The 19,746-nt window shown below is 72.6% G+C and carries 14 protein-coding genes and 2 tRNA genes; 7 read left to right on the top strand and 9 right to left on the bottom strand.

What is annotated here, in order from left to right; all coding sequences use genetic code 11:
- The first annotated feature begins 2 nt into the window (after positions 1 to 2).
- From ACWD5D_RS07590 to ACWD5D_RS07580, 3 genes are all read left to right on the top strand, one after another.
- Complete coding sequence (locus tag ACWD5D_RS07590) at positions 3 to 1,475, top strand: ATP-binding protein (protein ID WP_451371975.1); 1,473 nt, start codon at positions 3 to 5, stop codon at positions 1,473 to 1,475.
- Between the two features lie 475 nt (positions 1,476 to 1,950).
- Positions 1,951 to 2,148 (top strand): helix-turn-helix domain-containing protein, encoded by a 198-nt coding sequence (locus tag ACWD5D_RS07585; protein WP_451371864.1) that lies wholly within the window; start codon positions 1,951 to 1,953, stop codon positions 2,146 to 2,148.
- Complete coding sequence (locus ACWD5D_RS07580; RefSeq protein WP_451371863.1) at positions 2,148 to 3,431, top strand: tyrosine-type recombinase/integrase; 1,284 nt, start codon at positions 2,148 to 2,150, stop codon at positions 3,429 to 3,431. Before ACWD5D_RS07585 ends, ACWD5D_RS07580 begins: the two co-directional genes overlap by 1 nt.
- A gap of 80 nt (positions 3,432 to 3,511) precedes the next feature.
- Here the strand turns inward: ACWD5D_RS07580 and ACWD5D_RS07575 are convergent.
- The 3 genes from ACWD5D_RS07575 to ACWD5D_RS07565 all read right to left on the bottom strand — a co-directional run bounded on the left by ACWD5D_RS07575 (position 3,512) and on the right by ACWD5D_RS07565 (position 5,631).
- A tRNA-Arg gene (locus tag ACWD5D_RS07575) sits at positions 3,512 to 3,584 on the bottom strand.
- A 353-nt stretch (positions 3,585 to 3,937) separates the two neighbouring features.
- Positions 3,938 to 5,152: an IS110 family transposase gene (locus tag ACWD5D_RS07570; protein ID WP_451371862.1), complete on the bottom strand. Its 1,215-nt coding sequence runs from the start codon at positions 5,150 to 5,152 to the stop codon at positions 3,938 to 3,940.
- 388 nt (positions 5,153 to 5,540) lie between these two features.
- Positions 5,541 to 5,631 (bottom strand) — tRNA-Ser (locus ACWD5D_RS07565).
- 195 nt (positions 5,632 to 5,826) lie between these two features.
- Between ACWD5D_RS07565 and ACWD5D_RS07560 the strand changes: the two genes are divergently transcribed.
- Both ACWD5D_RS07560 and ACWD5D_RS07555 read left to right on the top strand, forming a co-directional pair.
- On the top strand, positions 5,827 to 6,387 hold the full coding sequence (locus ACWD5D_RS07560) for an SSI family serine proteinase inhibitor (RefSeq protein WP_451371861.1): 561 nt from the start codon (positions 5,827 to 5,829) through the stop codon (positions 6,385 to 6,387).
- A 443-nt stretch (positions 6,388 to 6,830) separates the two neighbouring features.
- On the top strand, positions 6,831 to 11,681 hold the full coding sequence (locus ACWD5D_RS07555; protein WP_451371860.1) for a PAS domain-containing protein: 4,851 nt from the start codon (positions 6,831 to 6,833) through the stop codon (positions 11,679 to 11,681).
- Between the two features lie 88 nt (positions 11,682 to 11,769).
- Here ACWD5D_RS07555 and ACWD5D_RS07550 read toward each other — a convergent pair whose 3' ends face one another.
- From ACWD5D_RS07550 to ACWD5D_RS07525, 6 genes are all read right to left on the bottom strand, one after another.
- A complete protein-coding gene (locus ACWD5D_RS07550) occupies positions 11,770 to 13,425 on the bottom strand; it encodes a long-chain fatty acid--CoA ligase (RefSeq protein WP_451371859.1) in 1,656 nt (551 codons plus the stop codon).
- Positions 13,426 to 13,549: 124 nt separating this feature from the next.
- Positions 13,550 to 14,143 (bottom strand): SigE family RNA polymerase sigma factor, encoded by a 594-nt coding sequence (locus tag ACWD5D_RS07545; protein ID WP_451371858.1) that lies wholly within the window; start codon positions 14,141 to 14,143, stop codon positions 13,550 to 13,552.
- A 160-nt stretch (positions 14,144 to 14,303) separates the two neighbouring features.
- Positions 14,304 to 15,470: a lipid-transfer protein gene (locus ACWD5D_RS07540; protein ID WP_451371857.1), complete on the bottom strand. Its 1,167-nt coding sequence runs from the start codon at positions 15,468 to 15,470 to the stop codon at positions 14,304 to 14,306.
- A complete protein-coding gene (locus tag ACWD5D_RS07535; protein ID WP_451371856.1) occupies positions 15,467 to 15,886 on the bottom strand; it encodes a MaoC family dehydratase in 420 nt (139 codons plus the stop codon). The genes ACWD5D_RS07540 and ACWD5D_RS07535 overlap by 4 nt, the downstream gene beginning before the upstream one ends.
- A 1-nt stretch (position 15,887) precedes the next feature.
- Entirely contained in the window at positions 15,888 to 16,988 is a 1,101-nt protein-coding gene (locus ACWD5D_RS07530; protein ID WP_451371855.1) for a bifunctional MaoC family dehydratase N-terminal/OB-fold nucleic acid binding domain-containing protein, read from the bottom strand.
- A 174-nt stretch (positions 16,989 to 17,162) separates the two neighbouring features.
- Entirely contained in the window at positions 17,163 to 17,477 is a 315-nt protein-coding gene (locus ACWD5D_RS07525; protein WP_451371854.1) for a hypothetical protein, read from the bottom strand.
- Between the two features lie 366 nt (positions 17,478 to 17,843).
- Between ACWD5D_RS07525 and ACWD5D_RS07520 the strand changes: the two genes are divergently transcribed.
- Together ACWD5D_RS07520 and ACWD5D_RS07515 are read left to right on the top strand one after the other, a co-directional pair.
- Positions 17,844 to 18,716 (top strand): bifunctional DNA primase/polymerase, encoded by an 873-nt coding sequence (locus ACWD5D_RS07520; protein WP_451371853.1) that lies wholly within the window; start codon positions 17,844 to 17,846, stop codon positions 18,714 to 18,716.
- Positions 18,717 to 19,121: 405 nt separating this feature from the next.
- Positions 19,122 to 19,688, top strand: a complete 567-nt coding sequence (locus tag ACWD5D_RS07515) for a GlcG/HbpS family heme-binding protein (RefSeq protein WP_451371852.1) — start codon at positions 19,122 to 19,124, stop codon at positions 19,686 to 19,688.
- Positions 19,689 to 19,746 lie beyond the last annotated feature (58 nt).

The following is a 19,746-nucleotide window of genomic DNA, read 5'->3' as shown; positions in this document are numbered from 1 at the left end:
CCATGGCCGACGACGACAAGAACCCGGCCCGCGAGATCATCACCGACTACGCACAGGCGCACTTCCGGTACTTCCGCACCGCCGACGGGACCGTGTACGCGCAGCGCAACGGCCACCCCGTCGCCCGCCCGATCCGCTCCCAGGGCACCACCGGCAGCCACCGCCAAGAACTCATGGTCGGCCTGTTCAGGGACGGATTGGGTGTCTTCAACGGGACCGCGCTCAAGGAGGCGTTGGACTTGATCGAAGCACTCGCACTGACCGAGGACGTGCAGCCCGTGTACATCCGCGTCGCCCCCGGCTTCGACGGCGCGACATGGTTGGACCTGGGCCGCGCCGACGGACAGTCGGTCCGTATCCACCCCACCGGCTGGGACATCGCCGTTCCCGACCCGCGTGAGGTGTGCTGGCGGCGCACCCAGCTCACCGGTGAACTGCCGATGCCGGTCAAGGACACGGACGGCAAGGGCATCGATCTGCTGCTGAGGCTGTGCAACTTCGCCACGGCTGAGACCGAGTGCCTGGCCATCGCGTGGCTGGTCGGGTGCCTCGGGCCCTCCGTGCCCGTCCCGGCCCCGTTCCTCACCGGCCCGCAGGGCGCCGGCAAGTCGACCGGCGGCCGGATGCTCGTACGGATCATCGAGGGCATGACCGGTGACCTGCGCCGCGCCCCCAAGGATGAAGAGAACCTCCTCGCGGCCGTGGCCGCCGGTTGGGTGACCGCGCTGGACAACCTCTCCCACATGAGCCCGGACCTGTCCGACGCGATGTGCTGCATCGTGACCGGCGCGGAGAACGTCAAGCGCGCGTTGTTCACCGACGGGGACGTGTTCCGCGTCGGTTACCGCCGCCCCCTGCTCCTGACCGGTATCGACGTCGGTGTCATCCGCCCCGACCTGGCCGAACGGCTCCTTCCCCTGCGTCTGGAGCGGCCCCGGGTGCGGCGCACCGAGGATGAGCTGTGGACCGAGTACGCAGAGGTACTTCCAATCGTCCTCGGCTCGCTCCTAGACCTCACGGTCAAGGTCCGCGCGGTGGAGGCGGAGACCCCGACCGACCTGCGCATGGCGGACTTCGCGCACCTGTGCGCGCAGCTCGACGCGGCGACCGGTCTGGGTGCGCTCGCCGCCTACCGGGCCAGCCTGGACGACCTCAACGACGACGTCATTGAGGGCGACCTGTTGGCTCAGACCGTCCTCGCGCACGCGGCCGGCATCGAACCGGGGGCGGCGCAGCAGATGACGTCCACGGAGTGGCTGCACTGTCTCAGCCGCGTCTACACCGGAGAGGACTTCCGGCCCCTGCCCAAGGGCTGGCCGACCACGGGCAAGGTGCTCTCGGACCGGCTCAAGCGGCTACAGCCCACCCTTGCGGCCCGTGGTGTCCTCATCGACTCCGGACGCACTCGGGAAGGCCGCTACATCGAGATGGCCCGCACGCCGACCGCGCCGCCGCACGAACAGCAGGCGTTCTGACCGGCGCCACGGCCGTACAGGCAAGAGGAGCACCACGCCCCGCCGCGTGCTCCTCTTGCTGTTCGGCGCTCGCGCCGCCCGATGGACGCGCCGCGAAGCGGCTCCTTCTTCACGTTCTGAGCCGCCGCCACACCACTACAGACACCCCCCTCTTTTTTCCTAAGTAGGGGAACGCTGCGTCACAGCGTCACGCGATCTTGGAAAACGGCCGGTGACCTGCACAGAAGGGCGTGACGCAGACGGCCCGCCTCTGCGTCACGCCGCGTCACCTGCGTCACGCGTGACGAGAGCCTGCGTCACGCGTGACGCACCCCGAACGCTCTGCGTCACGCCAAACCCGCAGGTCAGAAGCCTGCGTGACGCGGGTGACGCTGTGACGCAGAAATCCCCACCTCGGACACACACGGGCCCCCTGGGAGCCCCGCGAGCCGACCAAACCACTGTCCGCCTCTCCTCACCCCATGGAGATCTCTGCATGACCACCGCCATGCCCCCGAGTCCCGAGGCGTTCAAGGTCCCCGAAGTCATGTCCGCACTGCGCCTCAGCCGCAGCAAGGTCTACGACCTCATTCGCTCGAAACAGCTCGAAAGCTTCACGTCCGGGCGCGCCCGTCGCGTCCCGGTCGACGCCGTACGCCGGTACATGCAGAACCGCATTGAGGAGTCCGACTGATGCCCAAGCGTCGCGCCAACGGCGAAGGAACGATCACGAGCCGCGCGGACGGCCGTTACCAGGCCGCCGCGTACGTCTACCGCCCCGACGGGACCCGCACCCGGAAGTTCGTCTACGGCAAGACCCGCCGGGAAGTCGCCGACAAGCTCACGGAGTTGCAGGAGAAGACGCGGCAAGGGATCCCGGCGGCGGAGTCCACGATGGCGTTCGGCGACTACCTGACCTACTGGCTGGCCGTGATCGCCTCGCAGCGGCTCAAGCCGTCCACGCTGAACAGCTACGAGGGACTGACACGCCTGTACATCCGGCCCGCTCTCGGGAAGAAGCGGCTGAACCGGCTGTCGCCGGCGGACGTGCGCCGGTTCCTGTCGGAGTTCAAGGTTTCGTGCCTGTGCTGCCTCCGGGGCGCGGACAAGGAACGCCCAGAGGACAAGCGCTCCTGCTGCGCGGTCGGGCGTTGCTGCGAGCGTCGCCCGTCGGCGCGCACCGTCCAGTACGTCCACGCCGTTCTTCGGTCCGCACTTCAGCAAGCGATGCGTGAGGAGCTGATCGCACGGAACGTCGCCCGGATCGTGGAAACCCCGACCGTCACCCCGAAGGAGGTGCGCCCGCTGGACGGCGCAGAGGCTCGACTGTTGCTCAAGACCGCCCGGCCCCACCGTCTCTTCACTCTGTGGCTGTTGCTCGTGTCGACAGGCTTGCGTCGGGGCGAGGCTCTCGCACTCACCTGGGAGGACATCGACCTCAAGAACGGCCAGCTCCGGGTCCGCAGGAACGTGCAGCGCATCCGGCGAGAGCTGATCTTCGGCACCCCCAAGACCATGCGATCGGTCCGTAACGTGTCGCTCCCGAAGACGTGCGTGCAGGCACTGACGCGGCACCAGGCGCAGCAGGAGCGGGAACGCAAGGTGGCGGGGAAGAAGTGGCAGCCAGCGCCGGGGCAGCCCAACGGGCTGATCTTCACCACGACGACCGGCCGCGTCACGGACCCTCGCAGTCTGAACCGGATGCTCACGATCCTGTGCCGGGACGCTGGCGTGCGGCGCGTGCGCGTGCACGATCTCCGGCACACGTGCGCGTCACTGCTGCTGGCTCAGGGCGTCGACGCTCGCACGATCATGGAAACGCTCGGGCATAGCACGATCACGATGACGCTGGACACCTACGCCCACGTCATGAACACGACGCTCAAGGCCGCCGCCGATCGGATGGACGACGCTCTTGGGCTGGACGACCCGAAAGAAGATTCACAGGAAGAGCAGGAGCCTGAGACCGAGGACTGACCGCCGCTTTCAACCGCGTTGATGTCAGCCGTTGATGTCAAAGGCCCCGCTGGGCGAACCGGCGGGGCCTTTGACCTGTGTGCACTCGGCAGGATTCGAACCTGCAACCTTCTGATCCGTAGTCAGATGCTCTATCCGTTAAGCTACGAGTGCTTGTTCTTTGGTTTTTTTGCCTTCGCTCCCGGCCCTTCCGGCCCGCTCGCGGCGACAGGAAGAACATTACATGACTGCCGCCGCCATGTGAAATCCGATTCGCGCACCCCTTGTGACCTGCGAAAACGCCGATCGAGTGAGCGGTTGGGGGCAGCGCGTGGCCGGGGGGTGCCCCTATCTGTTTCGTCAACCTTGGCGGGGCTGGTTCATAGGGGTTCGTGCTGGTTTCCGGGCGAAGTGTGACGTTCCCAGCGGAACGGGTGTCGTGTGGGCAGGCCGGTGGCCGGCTTGGCGGGGTGGCCGTTGCCGGTGAGCGGGCGTGACGGGGCGGGAAGGGTAGGCAGGTGGCGTGTTCAGGCGGCGAGCTCGAGGGTGCGCGGTTCGTAATAGGTGCCGGTGCGGATCATCGCGTGGATGACGTTCACGCGTTGTCTCGCCAGGCGGAGGATGGCCTGGGTATGGGTCTTGCCGCGGGCGCGCTGGCGGTCGTAGTAGACCCGCGAGGACAGGTCGCTCTTGCAGCCGATCGCGGCGAACGCGGCCTGGAACAGCGCGCGTTTGAGCAGGCGGTTGCCGCGATGGGGAGCGTGCTCGCCCCGGATGGATGTCCCCGAGGACTTCGTCGCTGGGGCGAGTCCGGCGTAGGAGGCGAGGTGCCCGGCGGTGCGGAAACCGCTGCCGTCGCCGATGGCGACGATCACGGCGGCCGTGGTCCTGACGCCCATTCCGGGCAGGGACGTCAGGAGGTGGAAAAGAGGGAGGGCCTCCAGCAGGGCCGCGATCTCCTGCTCGGTGGCCTGTCGCTGGGCATGGGCGGCGGCGAGCTGGGCGGCCAGGCCCGGCACGATCAGCGCGGACGCCTCGGTGCCGGGAACGACGAGAGTCTGCTCGGCGAGCGCGTCGAAGATCTCGGTTGCGAGGTGGTGAGCCTTGCGCGAACCGTGTGCCTTGAGCAGGGCCTCGCAGCGGGCCCGGCCCAGTTTCCCCAGCCGCGCCGGGGAGCCGTGCCGTTGGAGGAGGGCCTGGACATAGGGGTGGGCCAGACGCGGGCCGAGCACGCGCTCGAGCGAGGGGTGGATCTGGGAGAGCAGGCCACGCAGCCGGTTGGTGGCGCGGTTGACCTCACCGGCCAGGTCGTTGTCGTAGCCGGTGAGCATGGTCAGCTCGGCCAGGACCTCGTCGTCCCGGTCCACCGCGCGCAGGGTGTGCGGCATGGTCCGGGCGGTCTCAGCGATCACGAAAGCGTCGCGGGCATCGGTCTTGGCCTCGCCCGGATGCAGGTCGGCGGCCCGCCGCATCGACAACCCGGGCAGGTAGGCCACCCGGCAGCCCGCCGCGCGGGCCACCGTCAGCGGCAGCGCGCCGATGTTGGCGACCTGGTCCACGACCACCAGAACTGTCCCGAACTTCGCCACCAGCTTGCTGAACAGCTCCAGCAGCTTCGGCTCGGTGTTGGGCAGCCGCTTGTCGTGCACGGTCCTGCCGTCCCGGGTCCGGCCGTGGGCGTGGTGGAACTCCTTACCCAGGTCCAGGCCGAGGAAGAGATCTATCGCGGTCGTGTCGACCATGTGCGCGTGCCCCTCGCCTCTCGTTTCCCCAACTCCCGGCCGTCCCTGCGGCACCACATGCCGGCAACCACGTTACGCAGACATCCCCGCCCTGGAGCGGTCCGGCGTTGCACCGGACCGGGCGGTCGTCAGGCCCCTCATCAGCGGTCAAGCGGTGCCCCGAGGCCCGGCGGCAACACCCCCCAGGTCATGCGTGCGACAGGGGGCAAACAGCCATACCGGACCCGGGGGCCAGGCGCCCCGTTGCGGGGCCACGAGAAAGGTAACGGGGCGGGCGCCGGGAGGCGGTGTGGGCGGGCGGCGTGGGGGCGTGTGGGGAGTGGGGATGTCGGGGAGTCCGGGAACGCCGAAACCCCGGTCCTGGGGACCGGGGTTTCGGGATCAGACGCGGAGGCGGAGGGATTTGAACCCTCGATGGGCTTTAAGACCCAAACCGCATTAGCAGTGCGGCGCCATAGACCGGACTAGGCGACGCCTCCAGCACAACCATTCACGCGAGCGCGTGATCGGTGCGTGCAGATGATGACACAGTCGAGCGCGGTGTCACCAATCGCCCCCCACGGTACTAGGCACGAGGGTCGCAGGGCAAAGGGGTTCGCCCGGCGGGGCGGCGGGTGCCCGACGGGGCGCAACCGCCGGGGAGCGCCGACGTTGGGCAGCGCATGGTCTCTGTCATGTCGGACGCCCCGCGCGGCGTCCTGGCGTCGCCCCTCGCCGCCCTGTCGTCCCTCACGCGCCTGGCGTCCCGTGCATCCCTGGCGTCCCGTTCGTCCCTGGCGTCCCGTGCGTCTCTGGCGTCCCGTGCGTCCCTGGCCTCTCTGGTGTCCCTGGTCGCCCTCACCGCCGTACCCGCCGCCGCGGCGTCCGCCGTTCCCCCGCCCGTGCGGCCCGAGGACCGCGCCGGTGATCACCTCACCGTCGTCGTCGAGCAGGCGGGATCCGGGCGGGACGGGACGTACGAGCTGTTCTGTCACCCTGGCGGCGGCAGTCACCCGGACGTGTCGGGGGCCTGCCGGGTGCTGGACGAGAACACGCGCTGGGGGCAGGACACCTTCGCCCCGGTACCCCCCGACAGCGCCTGCACCATGATCTACGGCGGTCCGGCCACCGCCCATGTCACCGGTACCTGGGCCGGCCGCCCGGTCGACGCCCGGTACGACCGCGGCAACGGGTGCGAGATCGGGCGGTGGGACCGGATGGCGCCCTTGCTGCCGAGCATGGATCCGCCCGTGTGAGTCGACTGTCCGGGGCGTCCGTCCGGGGCGTCCGTCCGGGGCGCAGGTCCAGGTCGGCTCCGGGGCGGCTCCGGTCGTCGTGGATTCGGTCTGCGGGTCGTCGTGGATCCCGTGAATTCACCTGTCCGGGTCGTTCTGGGCGGCCCGGGTGGTCGCCGGACCGCCGCCGTAAAGGTCCCGCGAAGGTCTCGGGGAGCCGGTGCGGGGCAGGCGCGGAGCCCCTGCGGAGCCCTTGCGGAGCAGCCGTGGGACGCGTGAGGGCTTCTTGCGGGGTATGGAGATGCGGTCAACTGTTCGCCGTCACTTCGTCGTGCGACCTCCCTCTCATCCGGCGCCGCGAGCCCGACCCGTGCCCTTAGACTCCCTCGCGTGACACGCTGCGGGCCGGTTGGCAAGATGGCCCGAGCGGTCGGCAAGGTGCGGTAACAGGGAGGAAGCGTCTCGTGAGCAGCAGGCCATCCCGAGGCGCTGCTCGCCTCGCAGCCATACTCGACGCGCTGCCGGACGCGTTGGTCCTGGTCAACGCCAACGGAACCGTCGTCAACGCCAACACCATCGCCCTGGAGACGTTCGAGGCGCCGGGCACGGCGCTCGTCGGGCGCGGGCTGCTCGATCTGCTGCCGCAGTTCGACTCCCGGCTGATCCCCGGCTCCATGCGGCGGCCCGATCACATGGACCCCCAGGGGCGGACCAAGCCGGCCCGCATGGTCGCCCGGCGGACCGACGGGACCGAGTTCCCCGTCGAGGTCACGAGCGCCAACCTGGAGAACGGGCAGCAGGCGTACGACGGATACGGCTACACCGGCGACGAGTTGCTGATGATCGTCGTACGGGACCTTTCGGGGACCGTCGACACCGAGGCCGAGCTGGCCCGCTCGCAGCGGCAGACCGAGATGATCCTGCGAGCCGCCTCGGAGGGTGTCGTCGGCACCGACACCGACGGACGGATCGTGCTCGTCAACCCGGCCGCCGCGCAGATCCTGGGGTACCGGGCCGGCGAGCTGGGCGGCAAGGAACTGCACGCGCTGGTGCTGCACTCCCGTCCCGACGGAACCCCGTTCCCGTACCCCGAGTCGCCGCTCGCCGACACCCTGCGCTCCGGGCGCAAGCACCGGGTGCGCGGGCAGGTGCTGTGGTCCAAGGGCGACAAGCAGGTCCCGGTCGACCTGACGACCGCGCCGGTGCGCGACGGCGACCAGCTCGTCGGCGCCGTCATGACCTTCACCGACCGGCGGCCGTACGACAGCCTCGCCGATGAGAAGTCCACGCTGGAGAAGGCCCACACGGACGAGCTGGAGCGGCTCTCCGAGGAGCACGCCTCCGATCTGACCGCGCTGCGCCAGCAGCACGTCACCGAACTCGAGGAACTGCGCGAGCAGCACCAGGAGGAGGTGGCGGCGGCCGAGGAGCGGTACGCCGCGCTCGCCGAGCGGGAGAAGGACCGGTACGAGGCGCTCGCCGGGCGCCACGACCAACTGCTCACGCTGCTCGGCGACTCCCTGCGCGGACCGCTCGACGAGCTGCGCCGCGAGCTGGCCGCCCTCGCCGCGGACGACGCCGGGCAGCTGTGGCCCGAGGCCAACCAGGTGCTGCACCACCTCTCGGCCGGCTACTCGCGCATCACCACCCTCATCGACAACGTCCTCGGCTTCCAGCGGCTGGACACCGGCGCGGAGGACATCACCCGTACGAAGGTGATGCTCGACGCCGTCGTCACCGCCGGTGTCGACGGGGCCGTCGAGCTGATCGGGCCGGGCCGCGTGCAGTTCGCCGTGCACGCGCCGCCCATCGAGGCCGAGGTCGACCCGCAGCGGCTCGCCACCGCGCTCGCGCATCTCGTCGCGGACGTGGCGGGCGTGGACGCCACCGGCAACACGCCCGTCTCGGCGGGCGGTTACCTGGACAACACGGTCGTGGTCGCGGCCGCCCAGCGCGGCGAGGTCGCGCGCATCGAGGTGCGCGGGCCGTACCCCGGGGGCGACCCGGTGCACGAGCCGATCGTGCGCGGGATCGTGCGCGCCCACGGCGGTGTGCTGCAGACGCACGAGGTGCCGGGCATGAGCGGCAGCGCGTACGTGCTCGAAGTGCCGCTCGGGGGCGGGGCCGGGGCGGTCGCCGCCCGGGTTCCGGACGCCGAGGGGACCAGTGACGGGAGCGCCGTACCGGCCCTGCCCGCCGAGCAGGGCTCCGGCGGGCGCCGGCGGGCCCGGCGGGCCTCCACCGACGCCTTCCTGGAGACCGACGTTCCGGGCGACGCTCCCGCGGCGGCCGGGTCCGGGAACGGTGACACCGACGCGTCCTCGCCGACCGGCCGGCGCCGCAGGCGTGCCGGGGCGCCGGCCGAGGAGGCGGTGCCGGCCGCGATCGAGAGCGCGGAGTCCGCGTCCGGCGGCACCGGCCGGCGGCGCGGGCGTTCCGCCGAGGGCGGCGCCGGCGAGGACACGGTCGGGGACGGCGTCACGGGGAACGACCTCACCGGGAACGACCTCACCGGGAACGGCATGGCCGGGGACGGTGTGAGCGAGGGTGCCGTGGTGACGGCGGCCGAGCATGCCGCGGGTGCCGCCGCCTCCGGTACGGGACTCGGCGGCACCGTGCCGCCGCAGGGCGTCCCCGCGCCCACGGGACGGCGTGCCCGGCGCGAGTCCGGCGAGCCGCAGGCGGCCCTGCCGCCCGCGCTCCCGGCGGTCGCGGGTGGCGCGGGTGGCGCGGGAACGGGGCCGGACGCGAACGCCGTTACGGCGCAGGGCGCTCCGGCCGAGGACGCCCACCCGACGGGGCGGCGCCGCCGTGCGCTGGCCGCCGCGGCGGAGCGGGCTGAGGCGCAGTCGCAGGCGCAGGAGGCGGGCGGCCGTAAGGTCTTCGCCCTGCCGCCGGCCGAGGCCGACCGTTCGCCCGGGTCCGCGGGGACGGCGACGGGTGCGGTTCCTATGCCCGGTGCGGGTGCCGCCCCGCAGGCGACCGGCGCGGGTACGAGTGCGGTGCCGGGGGCGCTGCCCGGGCAGGTGCCCGGGACGGCTCAGGCGCCGGTGCCCGTCGGCGGGGTTCCCGGTGGCGGGGTTCCCGGCGGCGACGGCCGGCACGACGCCGTCCCGCACGACCAGGCCGAGGACCACACCCCGCCCCAGCCGCATCCCACCAGCGCGCCGACCGGCCGCCGCCGGCGGGCCGTGGCACAGCCGGTGCAGGCCGCGCAGGCGACTCCGCTTCAGGCCCCTTCGGTCCAAGGCGGGCCGACCCCCAGCCACGGCGTTCCGGCGCAGGGTACGGCCGGACAGGGCTTCCCCGCCCAGATGCCTGCCCAGGCTCCCGGACAGCCGGTTCCGGCGCGGGTCGCCGCGCAGCCGGGTGCCGAGCCCGGTATCTCCGGTGAGGCGCGGACCGGTGCCACGGCTCAGGCCGCCCCCGATCAGCAGGCGCCCGTGACCGATGCCGCCGCGTCCGCGCAGGGCACCGTCGGTCAGGGCGTACCCATGCCGATGCCGCCCGGCCGGCCCGTCCCGGCGCAGCTCTCCCCCGCGCAGGCAGCCGCCCCCGGCCACCCTCTCGCGGCCGGGGCCGCTCACGGCCAGCCGATTCCCGCTCAGGCAGCCGCCCCGGGGCAGCCGATCCCGGCCCAGGTGCCGCCCGGTCAGCCGATCCCGGCCCAGGTGCCGCCCGGTCAGCCGATCCCGGCCCAGGCCACGCACGGCCTGCCGATCCCGGCGCAGGCTGCCGCTCCCGGCCAGCCCGTGCCCGCGCTGCCGGCCCAGGCTCAGCAGCCTCAGCCGGTGACCGCTCCGTCCGGTCACCCCACTCCGCCGGCCGGTACGGCGACCGCGACGGCGTCCGTCGGCGCGCAGCCGCTCCCGGTGGAGGCCGGTACCGGCGCCGTGCCGGTGGACCAGAGGGCCGGCACCCCGACCGCCGCCGGAACCCCCGCGGCCGGGACCCCCACCTCCGGAGCGCCCTTTGCCGGTGTCCCCCATCAGTGGCCCGGTGTCGATGACGCCTCCGGTGACACCTCCGGAGCCGGTACGCCCGCCCCGCAGGCGGCGCAGGCGCCCGGTGCCGCCACCCCCGCCCCCGGTACGCCGCTCCCCGTGAAGCAGACCGGTGTGCAGCCGCCGCGGGCCGCGCAGCCGCTGCCCGCCGAGGCCTCGAGGAACGCCGGGGACTCGAACTCGACGCAGGGGCGGGCGATCAGCGTGCGGACGCTGGGGCAGGGCGTGCCGTTCGCCCGGCAGGCCGCGCAGGTGCAGCAGTCGACCGCGACCCCGCCGCCGAACGCGCCGGGAGGTTCCGGCCGCCGGCGCAAGCTGGGCACCCCGCCCGACCCGGCCGCGCGCCCGGAGGGGCAGCCGGAGTCGGCGGCCCGTCCGCACCCGAGCGCCGAACCGCAGCCCGCGCAGCCGTCCCTGGCCGGGCAGTCCCGGCTCGCCCCGGGCACCGAGGGCGCCGGACGGTCGTACGCCATAGGGGCGCCGGACGCGAACGCCGCCGAGGGACCCGAACCGCTGGACGGTCCCGGCGGGGCCGTCGAGATCGCGGACACCCCGCGTCCGCAGCCGATGGACGACGAGCTGCCCCCGGAGCCGCTGGACAACCCGCGCCGGCTGCTGGTGTGGCCCGCGCCGGACGTGACGACCCAGCAGGCGCTGAGCGACCGCGGGTACCGGCCGGTCATCGTGCACTCCCGTGAGGAGGTCGACGCGCAGATCGCGGCGTTCCCGGCCGCGCTGTTCGTGGACCCGCTGACCGGACCCATCACGCGTACGGCGCTGCAGTCGCTGCGCCAGGCCGCCGTCGCGGCCGAGGTGCCGGTGCTGGTCACGGCCGGGCTCGGGCAGGCGACGCGCGAGGCGGCGTACGGCGCCGATCCCGCCGTCCTGCTGAAGGCGCTGGCGCCGCGCGACAGCGAGCAGCATCCGCCGCGCGTGCTGCTGATCGAGGAGCACGCGGAGATCGCGCTCGCGCTGACCGCGACGCTGGAGCGGCGCGGGATGCAGGTGGCGCGGGCCGCGAGCGACGACGACGCGGTGACGCTCGCGGGGCAGTTCCGGCCGAACCTCGTGGTGATGGATCTGATGCAGATGCGCCCGCGGCAGGCCGGGGTCACCGGGATCATCGACTGGCTGCGCGCGAACGGGCAGCTGAACCGGACCCCGCTGGTCGTCTACACCGCCGCCGTCGACCAGGCCGAACTGCCGCGGCTGGCCTCGGGCGAGACGGTGCTGTTCCTCGCGGAGCGGTCCACCAGCGCCGAGGTGCAGTCGCGGATCGTGGACCTGCTGGCGCGGATCGGGACGAACTAGCCGGCGCCGACCGGCAAGAACAGAGCGACGGGGCTTGTGGGGGCGTGACGCCCGCACAGGCCCCGTCGTACAAGCCCCGCAGGTGCTGTCAGAGCGTCGTCACTTCCAGCTCGCCCTGCGCGTACTGCCTTCGCAGCACCTTCTTGTCGAACTTGCCCACACTGGTCTTCGGCACGGACTCGATGACGGTCCAGCGTTCGGGCAGCTGCCAGCGGGCGATGCGGCCCTCCTCGGCGAGGAAGGCGCGCAGGGTCTCGAAGTCGGTGCTGGCGCCGTCCTTGAGGACGACGGTGGCCAGCGGGCGCTCGCCCCACTTGTCGTCGGGGACGGCGACCACGGCGGCCTCGGCGACGTCCGGGTGGGACATCAGCGCGTTCTCCAGCTCGACCGAGGAGATCCACTCGCCGCCGGACTTGATGACGTCCTTGGCGCGGTCGGTGAGGGTGAGGAAGCCGTCCGGGGAGATGGTGCCGACGTCGCCGGTCTTCAGCCAGCCGTCCTCGCCGAACTTGTCGGCGGGGCGCAGGGGTTCGCCGTCGGGGCCGTTGTAGTAGGCGCCCGCGATCCAGGGGCCGCGCACCTCCAGCTCGCCGGCCGACTCGCCGTCCCAGGGCAGGCGTTCGCCGCCGGGGCCGGTGAGGCGGGCCTCGACGCTTGTCGGGAAGCGGCCCTGGGTGAGGCGGTAGGCGAACTCCTGCTCGGTGCCGACCGCGTGGGCCGGCGGGCGGGACACCGTGCCGAGCGGGGAGGTCTCGGTCATGCCCCAGGCGTGGCAGACGCGCATGCCGAGCGCGTCGAAGGCCTCCATCAGGGAGGGCGGGCAGGCGGAGCCGCCGATGGTGACCTGGGTGAGGGTGGAGACGTCGCGGGGCCGGGCGGTGAGCTCGGTGAGCAGGCCCTGCCAGATGGTGGGGACGGCGGCCGCGTGCGTCGGCCTCTCGCCCTCGATCATCTCGGCGAGCGGGGCGGGCTGCAGGAAGCGGTCGGGCATCAGCATGTTGACGCCGGTCATGAAGGTCGCGTGCGGCAGGCCCCAGGCGTTGACGTGGAACTGGGGAACCACGACCAGCGAGGTGTCCTGGTCGGTCAGGCCCATCGACTGGGTCATGTTGACCTGCATCGAGTGCAGGTAGATCGAACGGTGGCTGTACACGACGCCCTTGGGGTCGCCGGTGGTGCCGGAGGTGTAGCACATCGCGGCGGCCCGGCGTTCGTCCAGCTCGGGCCAGTCGTAGCCGGTGGGCCGGCCGGCGATCAGGTCCTCGTACTCGTGCACCCGTGCGCCGGCGCCCGCGAGCGGGGAGCGGTCGCCGGGGCCGCAGACGACGAGGTGCTCCACCGTGGGCAGTTGGGGCAGGAGCGGCGCGAGCAGCGGGATCAGCGAGCCGTTGACGATGATCACGCGGTCGGCGGCGTGGTTGACGATCCACACCAGCTGCTCGGCGGGCAGCCGCAGGTTGAGGGTGTGCAGCACCGCGCCCATGGAGGGGATCGCGTAGTACGCCTCGACGTGCTCGGCGTTGTTCCACATCAGCGTCGCGACCCGGTCGTCGTCCCGGACCCCGAGTTCGTCCCGCAGGGCGTGCGCCAGCTGGGCCGCGCGGGCGCCGATCTCGGCGAAGGTCCGCCGGTGCGGCTCGGCCTCACCGGTCCAGGTGGTCACCTGTGACGTTCCGTGGACCGTCGACCCGTGGGTCAGGATCCTCGAGATCAGCAGCGGTACGTCCTGCATGGTGCTCAGCACGGCGGTCCTCCCGGGGCAGCGTCGCCTACGCGGCGGTAAGGGCTGCGCCGATTCTGCGCACATACCACGCGGTATGTCACTAGTGGGGAGCGACAAACGCCGTCCGTGGGGCCGAACGGGGCGCCTACCGGACCAGGTCCAGCTCCGGGTCCTCGCGCAGCTTGCCGAGCGCACGCGACACCGCCGACTTCACCGTGCCCACCGAGACGCCGAGCACCTCGGCGGTCCGGGCCTCGCTGAGGTCCTCGTAGTAGCGCAGGACGACCATCGCCCGCTGGCGTGCGGGGAGCTTGGCTATCGCCCGCCACATGGCGTCGTGCAGCGCCTGCCGCTCGGCCGGGTCCTCCGCGCCGGGCACGGGCTCCGGCTCGGGCAGCTCGTCGCACACGAACTCGTCGACTCTGCGCTTGCGCCACTGCGAGGTCCGGGTGTTGAGCAGCGCCCGGCGCACATAGCCGTCCAGCGCCCGGTGGTCCTCGATGCGCTCCCAGGCGACGTACGTCTTGGCGAGCGCGGTCTGCAGCAGGTCCTCGGCGTCGCTCGGGTTCGCGGTCAGCGAGCGCGCGGTGCGCAGCAGGACGGGCTGGCGGGCCCGGACGTACGAGGAGAAGGACGGGTAGAGCGGGGTCCCCGCACCCGGGCGGAGCCGGGGGAGGGGGAGAGTCCCTCCCGCTGGTGCGGCAGCGGCCGAGGCGCTGGTGCAGACGGCTGTGGTCATGGCTCCACGCTAGAAGCAGGCCATGCCCCGGCGGATCGGTCGCAGGTCCCGAAGCGGAGTCCCCCTCAGGTTGTAGGGGTGGTGCTGCCCTCACCTCCTGTGGGTGGAGTACGGCTCCACCTCCCCTGAGGGTTCGCCCTGAGGGGTCACCCCTGAGGCGTCAGCCGTCCGCCGCCAGGACCAGGCCCGATGTGGGCACCCCGGTGCCGGCCGTCACCAGGGTCCGCCGCGCCCCGGGGATCTGGTTCACGGCCGTGCCGCGCAGCTGGCGCACCGCCTCCGCCACCCCGTTCATCCCGTGCAGATACGCCTCCCCGAGCTGGCCCCCGTGCGTGTTCAGCGGCAGCCGCTCACCGGCGACGAAATCGGCCGCCTCGCCTTTCCCGCAGAAGCCGAACTCCTCCAGCTGCATCAGCACGAACGGGGTGAAGTGGTCGTAGAGGATCCCCACGTCGATGTCGGAAGGGCCGAGCCCCGAGGTCCGCCACAGCTGGCGGGCCACCACGCCCATCTCCGGCAGGCCGGTCAGGTCGTCCCGGTAGAAGCTGGTCATCTGCTCCTGCGCGCGGCCCGCCCCCTGCGCGGCCGCCGCGATCACGGCCGGCGGGTGCGGCAGGTCGCGGGCCCGCTCCAGGGAGGTCACCACAAGGGCCTGGCCGCCGTCGGTCTCCTGGCAGCAGTCCAGGAGGCGCAGCGGCTCGGCGATCCAGCGGGAGGAGGCGTGGTCGGCGAGGGTGATCGGGCGGCCGTGGAAGTAGGCCGCCGGGTTGGTCGCCGCGTACGCGCGGTCCACGACGGCCACGTGCCCGAACGCCTCCGGGGTCAGACCGTACGTGTGCAGATAGCGCTGGGCCGCCATCGCCACCCAGGAGGCGGGCGTGAGCAGCCCGAACGGCAGGGCCCAGCCGAGCGCCACCCCCTCCGCCGACGGCTCCCGGTGCGTCACGCCCGCGCCGAACCTGCGGCCCGAGCGCTCGTTGAAGGCCCGGTAGCAGACCACCACCTCGGCGACGCCCGTCGCCACGGCGAGCGCCGCCTGCTGGACGGTGGCGCAGGCCGCCCCGCCGCCGTAGTGGACGCGGGAGAAGAAGGACAGGTCGCCCATCCCGCAGGCCTGGGCGACCGTGATCTCCGGGCTGGTGTCCATGGTGAACGTCACCAGGCCGTCCACGTCGGCGGGGGTGATTCCCGCGTCGTCCAGCGCGGCCCGCACCGCCTCCACCGCCAGCTTCAGCTCGCTGCGCCCGGAGTCCTTGGAGAACTCGGTGGCTCCGATGCCGACGAGCGCGGCCCGGCCGCCGAGCGAGTCCCGCCGCCGCACGCTCATGACGCGGCCCCCCGGCCGGCCGCCGGAGCCGGGACGCTGACCGTCACCGTGCCGGTCACATGCCGGCCGAGCCCGTTGGCGCCGACCACGCTCACCGTCGCCGTGTCGCCGTCGACGGCCTCGATCCGGCCCGTCAACACCATCGCGTCTCCCGGATAGTTGGGCGCTCCCAGCCTGATGGCGACCGCGCGGAGCACCGCCGTCGGGCCGAAGTGGTCCGTGATGTACCTGCCGACCAGGCCGTTCGTGGTCAGGATGTTCATGAACACGTCCGGGGAGCCGCGCCGCCGGGCCAGCTCCGGGTCGTGGTGCACGTCCTGGTAGTCCCGGGAGGCGATGGCGCCGGCCACGACGAGCGTGCGCGTGACCGGGATCTCCAGGGGCGGCAGCTCGGTGCCCGCGGTGAACGCATCCATGTCAGACCTCGCCCTCGGTGCCGGTGGAGCTCTCGGCGCCCGGGAAGTTCTCGGCGCCTGGGAAACTCTCGGTGGGCGGGAAGCTCTCGGTGGCCGGGAAGCTCTCAGTGCCTGGGAAGTTCTCGGTGGCCCGGAAGACGGGCAGGACGAACTCCTCGCCCTCCCCGTCGCCGCCGTACCGCCTGAACTCCACCCGCACCGGCATCCCGATGCGCACCTTGTCGTACGGCACCCCGACCACGTTGCTCACCATCCGCACGCCCTCGGCGAGTTCGATCAGGCCGACGGCGTACGGCGGATCGAAGGCGGGGAAGGGCGGGTGGTGCATCACCACGTACGAGTGGACCGTGCCCGCGCCGCTCGCCTCGACCGTGTCCCAGTCCGGGCAGCCGCAGGCGTTGCAGCCCGGCAGCCAGGGATGGCGCAGGGTGCCGCAGCCCATGCAGCGCTGGACGAGGAGCCGGTGACCGGCGACGCCCTCCCAGAAGCCGGCGTTGTCCCGGTTGACCACCGGGCGGGGGCGCACGTCCGGGGATTTCCGGGGCGCCCGTGCTTTCCGGGGCGCCGGGGGCGGGGCCGGCCGGGGCACGGGCGCGTACTTGAGGATGCGGAAGCGGTGCGTGCCCACCGGCTCGCCGGCCACCCGGACGTCGGTGCGGGTCGTGACGAAGTAGCCCGTGCCCAGCCTGGTGGTCTTGCGGCCGGAGACCGACTCGATGACCGTGTCGAAGGTGACCTCGTCGCCCGGGCGCAGGGGGCGCAGGTACTCCTGCTCGCAGTCCGTCGCCACCACGGACGTACAGCCCGACGCGTCGAGCAGGCGGAGGAGTTCGTCGTAGGCGCCGGTGCGGCTCGTGTGGCCGGACAGGCCGCCCATCGTCCACGCCTGGAGCATGGTGGGCGGGGCGACGGCGTCGGGTCCCGCGTAGGCCGGGTTGGTGTCGCCCATCGCCTCGCACCAGTGCCGGATCATCGGCGCGTTCACCGGGTCCTTCCCGACGCCGGTCACGGCGGCGGGCCGCCCCTCGTACGCCTTGAGCCGCGTTCCCAGCTCGTCCGACTCGCCGCCCACCACGGCCCCCTCACCGTCCGTCTCACGCACCCGACAGAGCAGTTTCTGACTGTCCGTCAGATACGGTTCACTGTCAAGGAATCCGTCGGTCCGCACGGCCCCGCACACGCCTGCGCGGCGGCGCCGAAGCACCGCCGCGCGGACGTCTTGCGACCCCGGAGCACACCCCTGAGGGCCCTCCCCACGAGGGACCTCAGCCGCGGGTCACCACCACAGGCGGGTGAAGTGGATGGCCACGTTGCCGTTGCCCTGCTGGATGGCGGTCCACGCGGAGCGGTTCACCTGCGCGGTGTTGGACTGGTTCGAGGCGCCGGAGCCGACCGCGTTCTGCTGGGTGGTGGACGAGTTGCCGTTGTTGTCGTGGCCGACCCCGCTGCCGATGACACCGGCCACGCCCGCGTTCGATCCGTCGTCCGCGACGGCGCCGTTGCCCGCCGCCGCGACGCCGGTGAACAGGGCGGCTGCGAGCGGGAGAGCGGAGACGGCGGCGAGAACGCGGGCGGTACGGATGCTTGCCATGTTGTTCCTCCAGAACCAAGCACTCAGGCCCAAGCGGCCGGAAGTACGTGAACTACGGCTGATGTCAAGGCAGTTGGCCGACCGCCTGGACTTCGTGGACGACGTCGCGAGTCCAGAGTTGCCCACCGAATCCCCGGCGAACCACACCGGAAGCCGTGATTAGCACGCAAGCGTGATGACAAGTCGATAAACCCCTATCGCCACCTTTGGTCATTTCACGCCGCAAGAAGGGGCAGGCCGGACCTTCACTCCCCAAGCAGCACAAGCGAGGAACCGCTCCGGCCCGTTTCCGGCCACCCCGGCGCGTCCGGCGCGTCGCGCCCGGCCCCTCTTCCCTTTTTCGAACGTACGTACGAACATGGAGGCATGGCCACCCCCGACCGGCAGGCCACGACGCTGGCCCTCGCACACGCCCTGTCAGCCGCCGAACGCGGACTGGCCGTCATCCCCCTGTCCCGGACGAAACTCCCGGCCCTGCGCTCCCCCCACCGCGACGCCTCCGGTCCGGTCGGACCCCCCTGCCACGGCGAGTGCGGCCGCTTCGGTCACGGTGTGTACGACGCCTCCACCGACCCCGTCCGCATCCGCGAGCTGTTCGCCGCCGCGCCCTGGGCCACCGGCTACGGCACCGCCTGTGGCCTGCCCCCGCACCACCTCATCGGCGTCGACCTCGACACCAAGACCGGCACGGACTCCTCGGCCGCCCTGCGCGAGCTGGCCCTGCGGCACCTGTTCACGATCCCCGAGACGGTCGTCGTCCTCACCCCGAGCGGCGGCCGCCACCTGTGGCTGAGCGGCCCGCCGGACGTCATCGTCCCCAACTCCGCCGGCCGGCTCGCCCCCGGCATCGACATCCGGGGCGCGGGCGGCTATCTCGTCGGCCCCGGCTCCCGCACCGACCACGGCGTCTACGCCACCGCCCCGGGCACCGCGCACCGCGCCCCCGCCGCCTGCCCACCGGCCCTGCTCCGGCTGCTCCTGCCCCCGCCCCGCACCACCCACCAGGCGTCGCCGCCCGCCGGCGACCACGGCCGGGGCCTGGTCCAGTTCGTGCTGACCGCGCACGCGGGCCAGCGCAACACCCGCCTGTTCTGGGCGGCTTGCCGCGCCTACGAGAACGGCATCGGCCCCGCCCTCACCGCCTCTCTCGTCGAGGCGGCCCTCTCCACCGGCCTGACCGAACACGAGGCCCGCGCGACGATCGCGTCAGCGGCCCGGATGACGGGCCACCTGGCATGACCGCAAGCCACCGGGTCTGGTCACAGGCCACCGGGCCGACCGGGGGCCACCATGCCTGACCACGGGCCACCGGGCCTGACCACGGGCCACCGGGCCGACCGGGGGCCACCGGGCCTGACCACGGGCCACCACGCCCGACCACGGGCCATCGGGCCTGCCCCGGGGGCCAACCACGCCCGACCAGGGGCCATCGGGCCTGGTCACGGCTGCTCACAGCTCCCCAGGGCTTCTCCCTCGCACAGCCCGCCCGCGTCCCGGGTCATCCGATCGGATGACATCGCGGTCACCCGTCCCGCTAGCCGGGAGCACCCGGAACGCCGACGGGAGGGCGGGGTTTTCGACGGGAAGCTTGAACCACGGCGCGAGAGGAACACGCCGACACGACACGAGAGGGAGCTGTCCACCATGCAGCACAAGGCCAAGAAGTTCTCCACCCGCGCCCGGATCGTCACCTCCGCCGCGGCCGTCGCGGTCGTCGGTGCCGGCGTCTTCGGCACGGTGTCCGCCTCCGCGGCCACCCCGGCCGCCACCCCCGCCGCCGCCTCGGTGCCGGCGAAGGTCACCACCACCAGCAACCACCTGACGATCAAGGCCGCGACCGAGGTCGCGCAGGCCGCACTGCAGGCCGCCCAGGAGGAGGGCCAGCGGGTGAGCGTGGCGGTGGTCGACCGCAACGGCAACACCATCGTCACCCTGCGCGGCGACGGCGCCGGCCCGCAGTCCTACGAGTCCGCGATCAAGAAGGCGTACACCTCCGTCTCCTGGAACGCGCCCACCTCCGAGCTGGCCAAGCGCCTGGAGTCCGCGCCCACCCTGAAGGACATCCCCGGCACTCTGTTCCTGGCCGGCGGCGCCCCGGTGGACTACAACAACGCCCCGATCGCCGGTGTCGGCGTCGCGGGCGCCCCCTCCGGCGCCCTGGACGAGAAGTTCGCCCAGGCCGGTGTCGCGGCCCTCGGCGACGACCACTGACCCGGAAGCCTTCGAGTGAGCGCCCACCCCACCGGGCAGGCCGCTCCGGCACCGGCGG

It is taken from the genome of Streptomyces sp. NPDC002520 (assembly GCF_053595235.1).
Note: the sequence above shows the minus strand (reverse complement) of the source record. Positions and strands in the feature narration are given on the sequence as shown.

Excerpts from the sequence above, each read along its gene's own strand:
- ACWD5D_RS07535 (WP_451371856.1), bottom strand. The coding sequence starts at position 15,886 with ATGGATGCGTTCACCGCGGGCACCGAGCTGCCGCCCCTGGAGATCCCG.
- ACWD5D_RS07540 (WP_451371857.1), bottom strand. The coding sequence starts at position 15,470 with ATGAGCGTGCGGCGGCGGGACTCGCTCGGCGGCCGGGCCGCGCTCGTC.
- ACWD5D_RS07520 (WP_451371853.1), top strand. The coding sequence starts at position 17,844 with ATGGCCACCCCCGACCGGCAGGCCACGACGCTGGCCCTCGCACACGCC.
- ACWD5D_RS07585 (WP_451371864.1), top strand. The coding sequence starts at position 1,951 with ATGACCACCGCCATGCCCCCGAGTCCCGAGGCGTTCAAGGTCCCCGAA.
- ACWD5D_RS07560 (WP_451371861.1), top strand. The coding sequence starts at position 5,827 with ATGTCGGACGCCCCGCGCGGCGTCCTGGCGTCGCCCCTCGCCGCCCTG.
- ACWD5D_RS07545 (WP_451371858.1), bottom strand. The coding sequence starts at position 14,143 with ATGACCACAGCCGTCTGCACCAGCGCCTCGGCCGCTGCCGCACCAGCG.
- ACWD5D_RS07570 (WP_451371862.1), bottom strand. The coding sequence starts at position 5,152 with ATGGTCGACACGACCGCGATAGATCTCTTCCTCGGCCTGGACCTGGGT.
- ACWD5D_RS07580 (WP_451371863.1), top strand. The coding sequence starts at position 2,148 with ATGCCCAAGCGTCGCGCCAACGGCGAAGGAACGATCACGAGCCGCGCG.
- ACWD5D_RS07590 (WP_451371975.1), top strand. The coding sequence starts at position 3 with ATGGCCGACGACGACAAGAACCCGGCCCGCGAGATCATCACCGACTAC.
- ACWD5D_RS07515 (WP_451371852.1), top strand. The coding sequence starts at position 19,122 with ATGCAGCACAAGGCCAAGAAGTTCTCCACCCGCGCCCGGATCGTCACC.
- ACWD5D_RS07525 (WP_451371854.1), bottom strand. The coding sequence starts at position 17,477 with ATGGCAAGCATCCGTACCGCCCGCGTTCTCGCCGCCGTCTCCGCTCTC.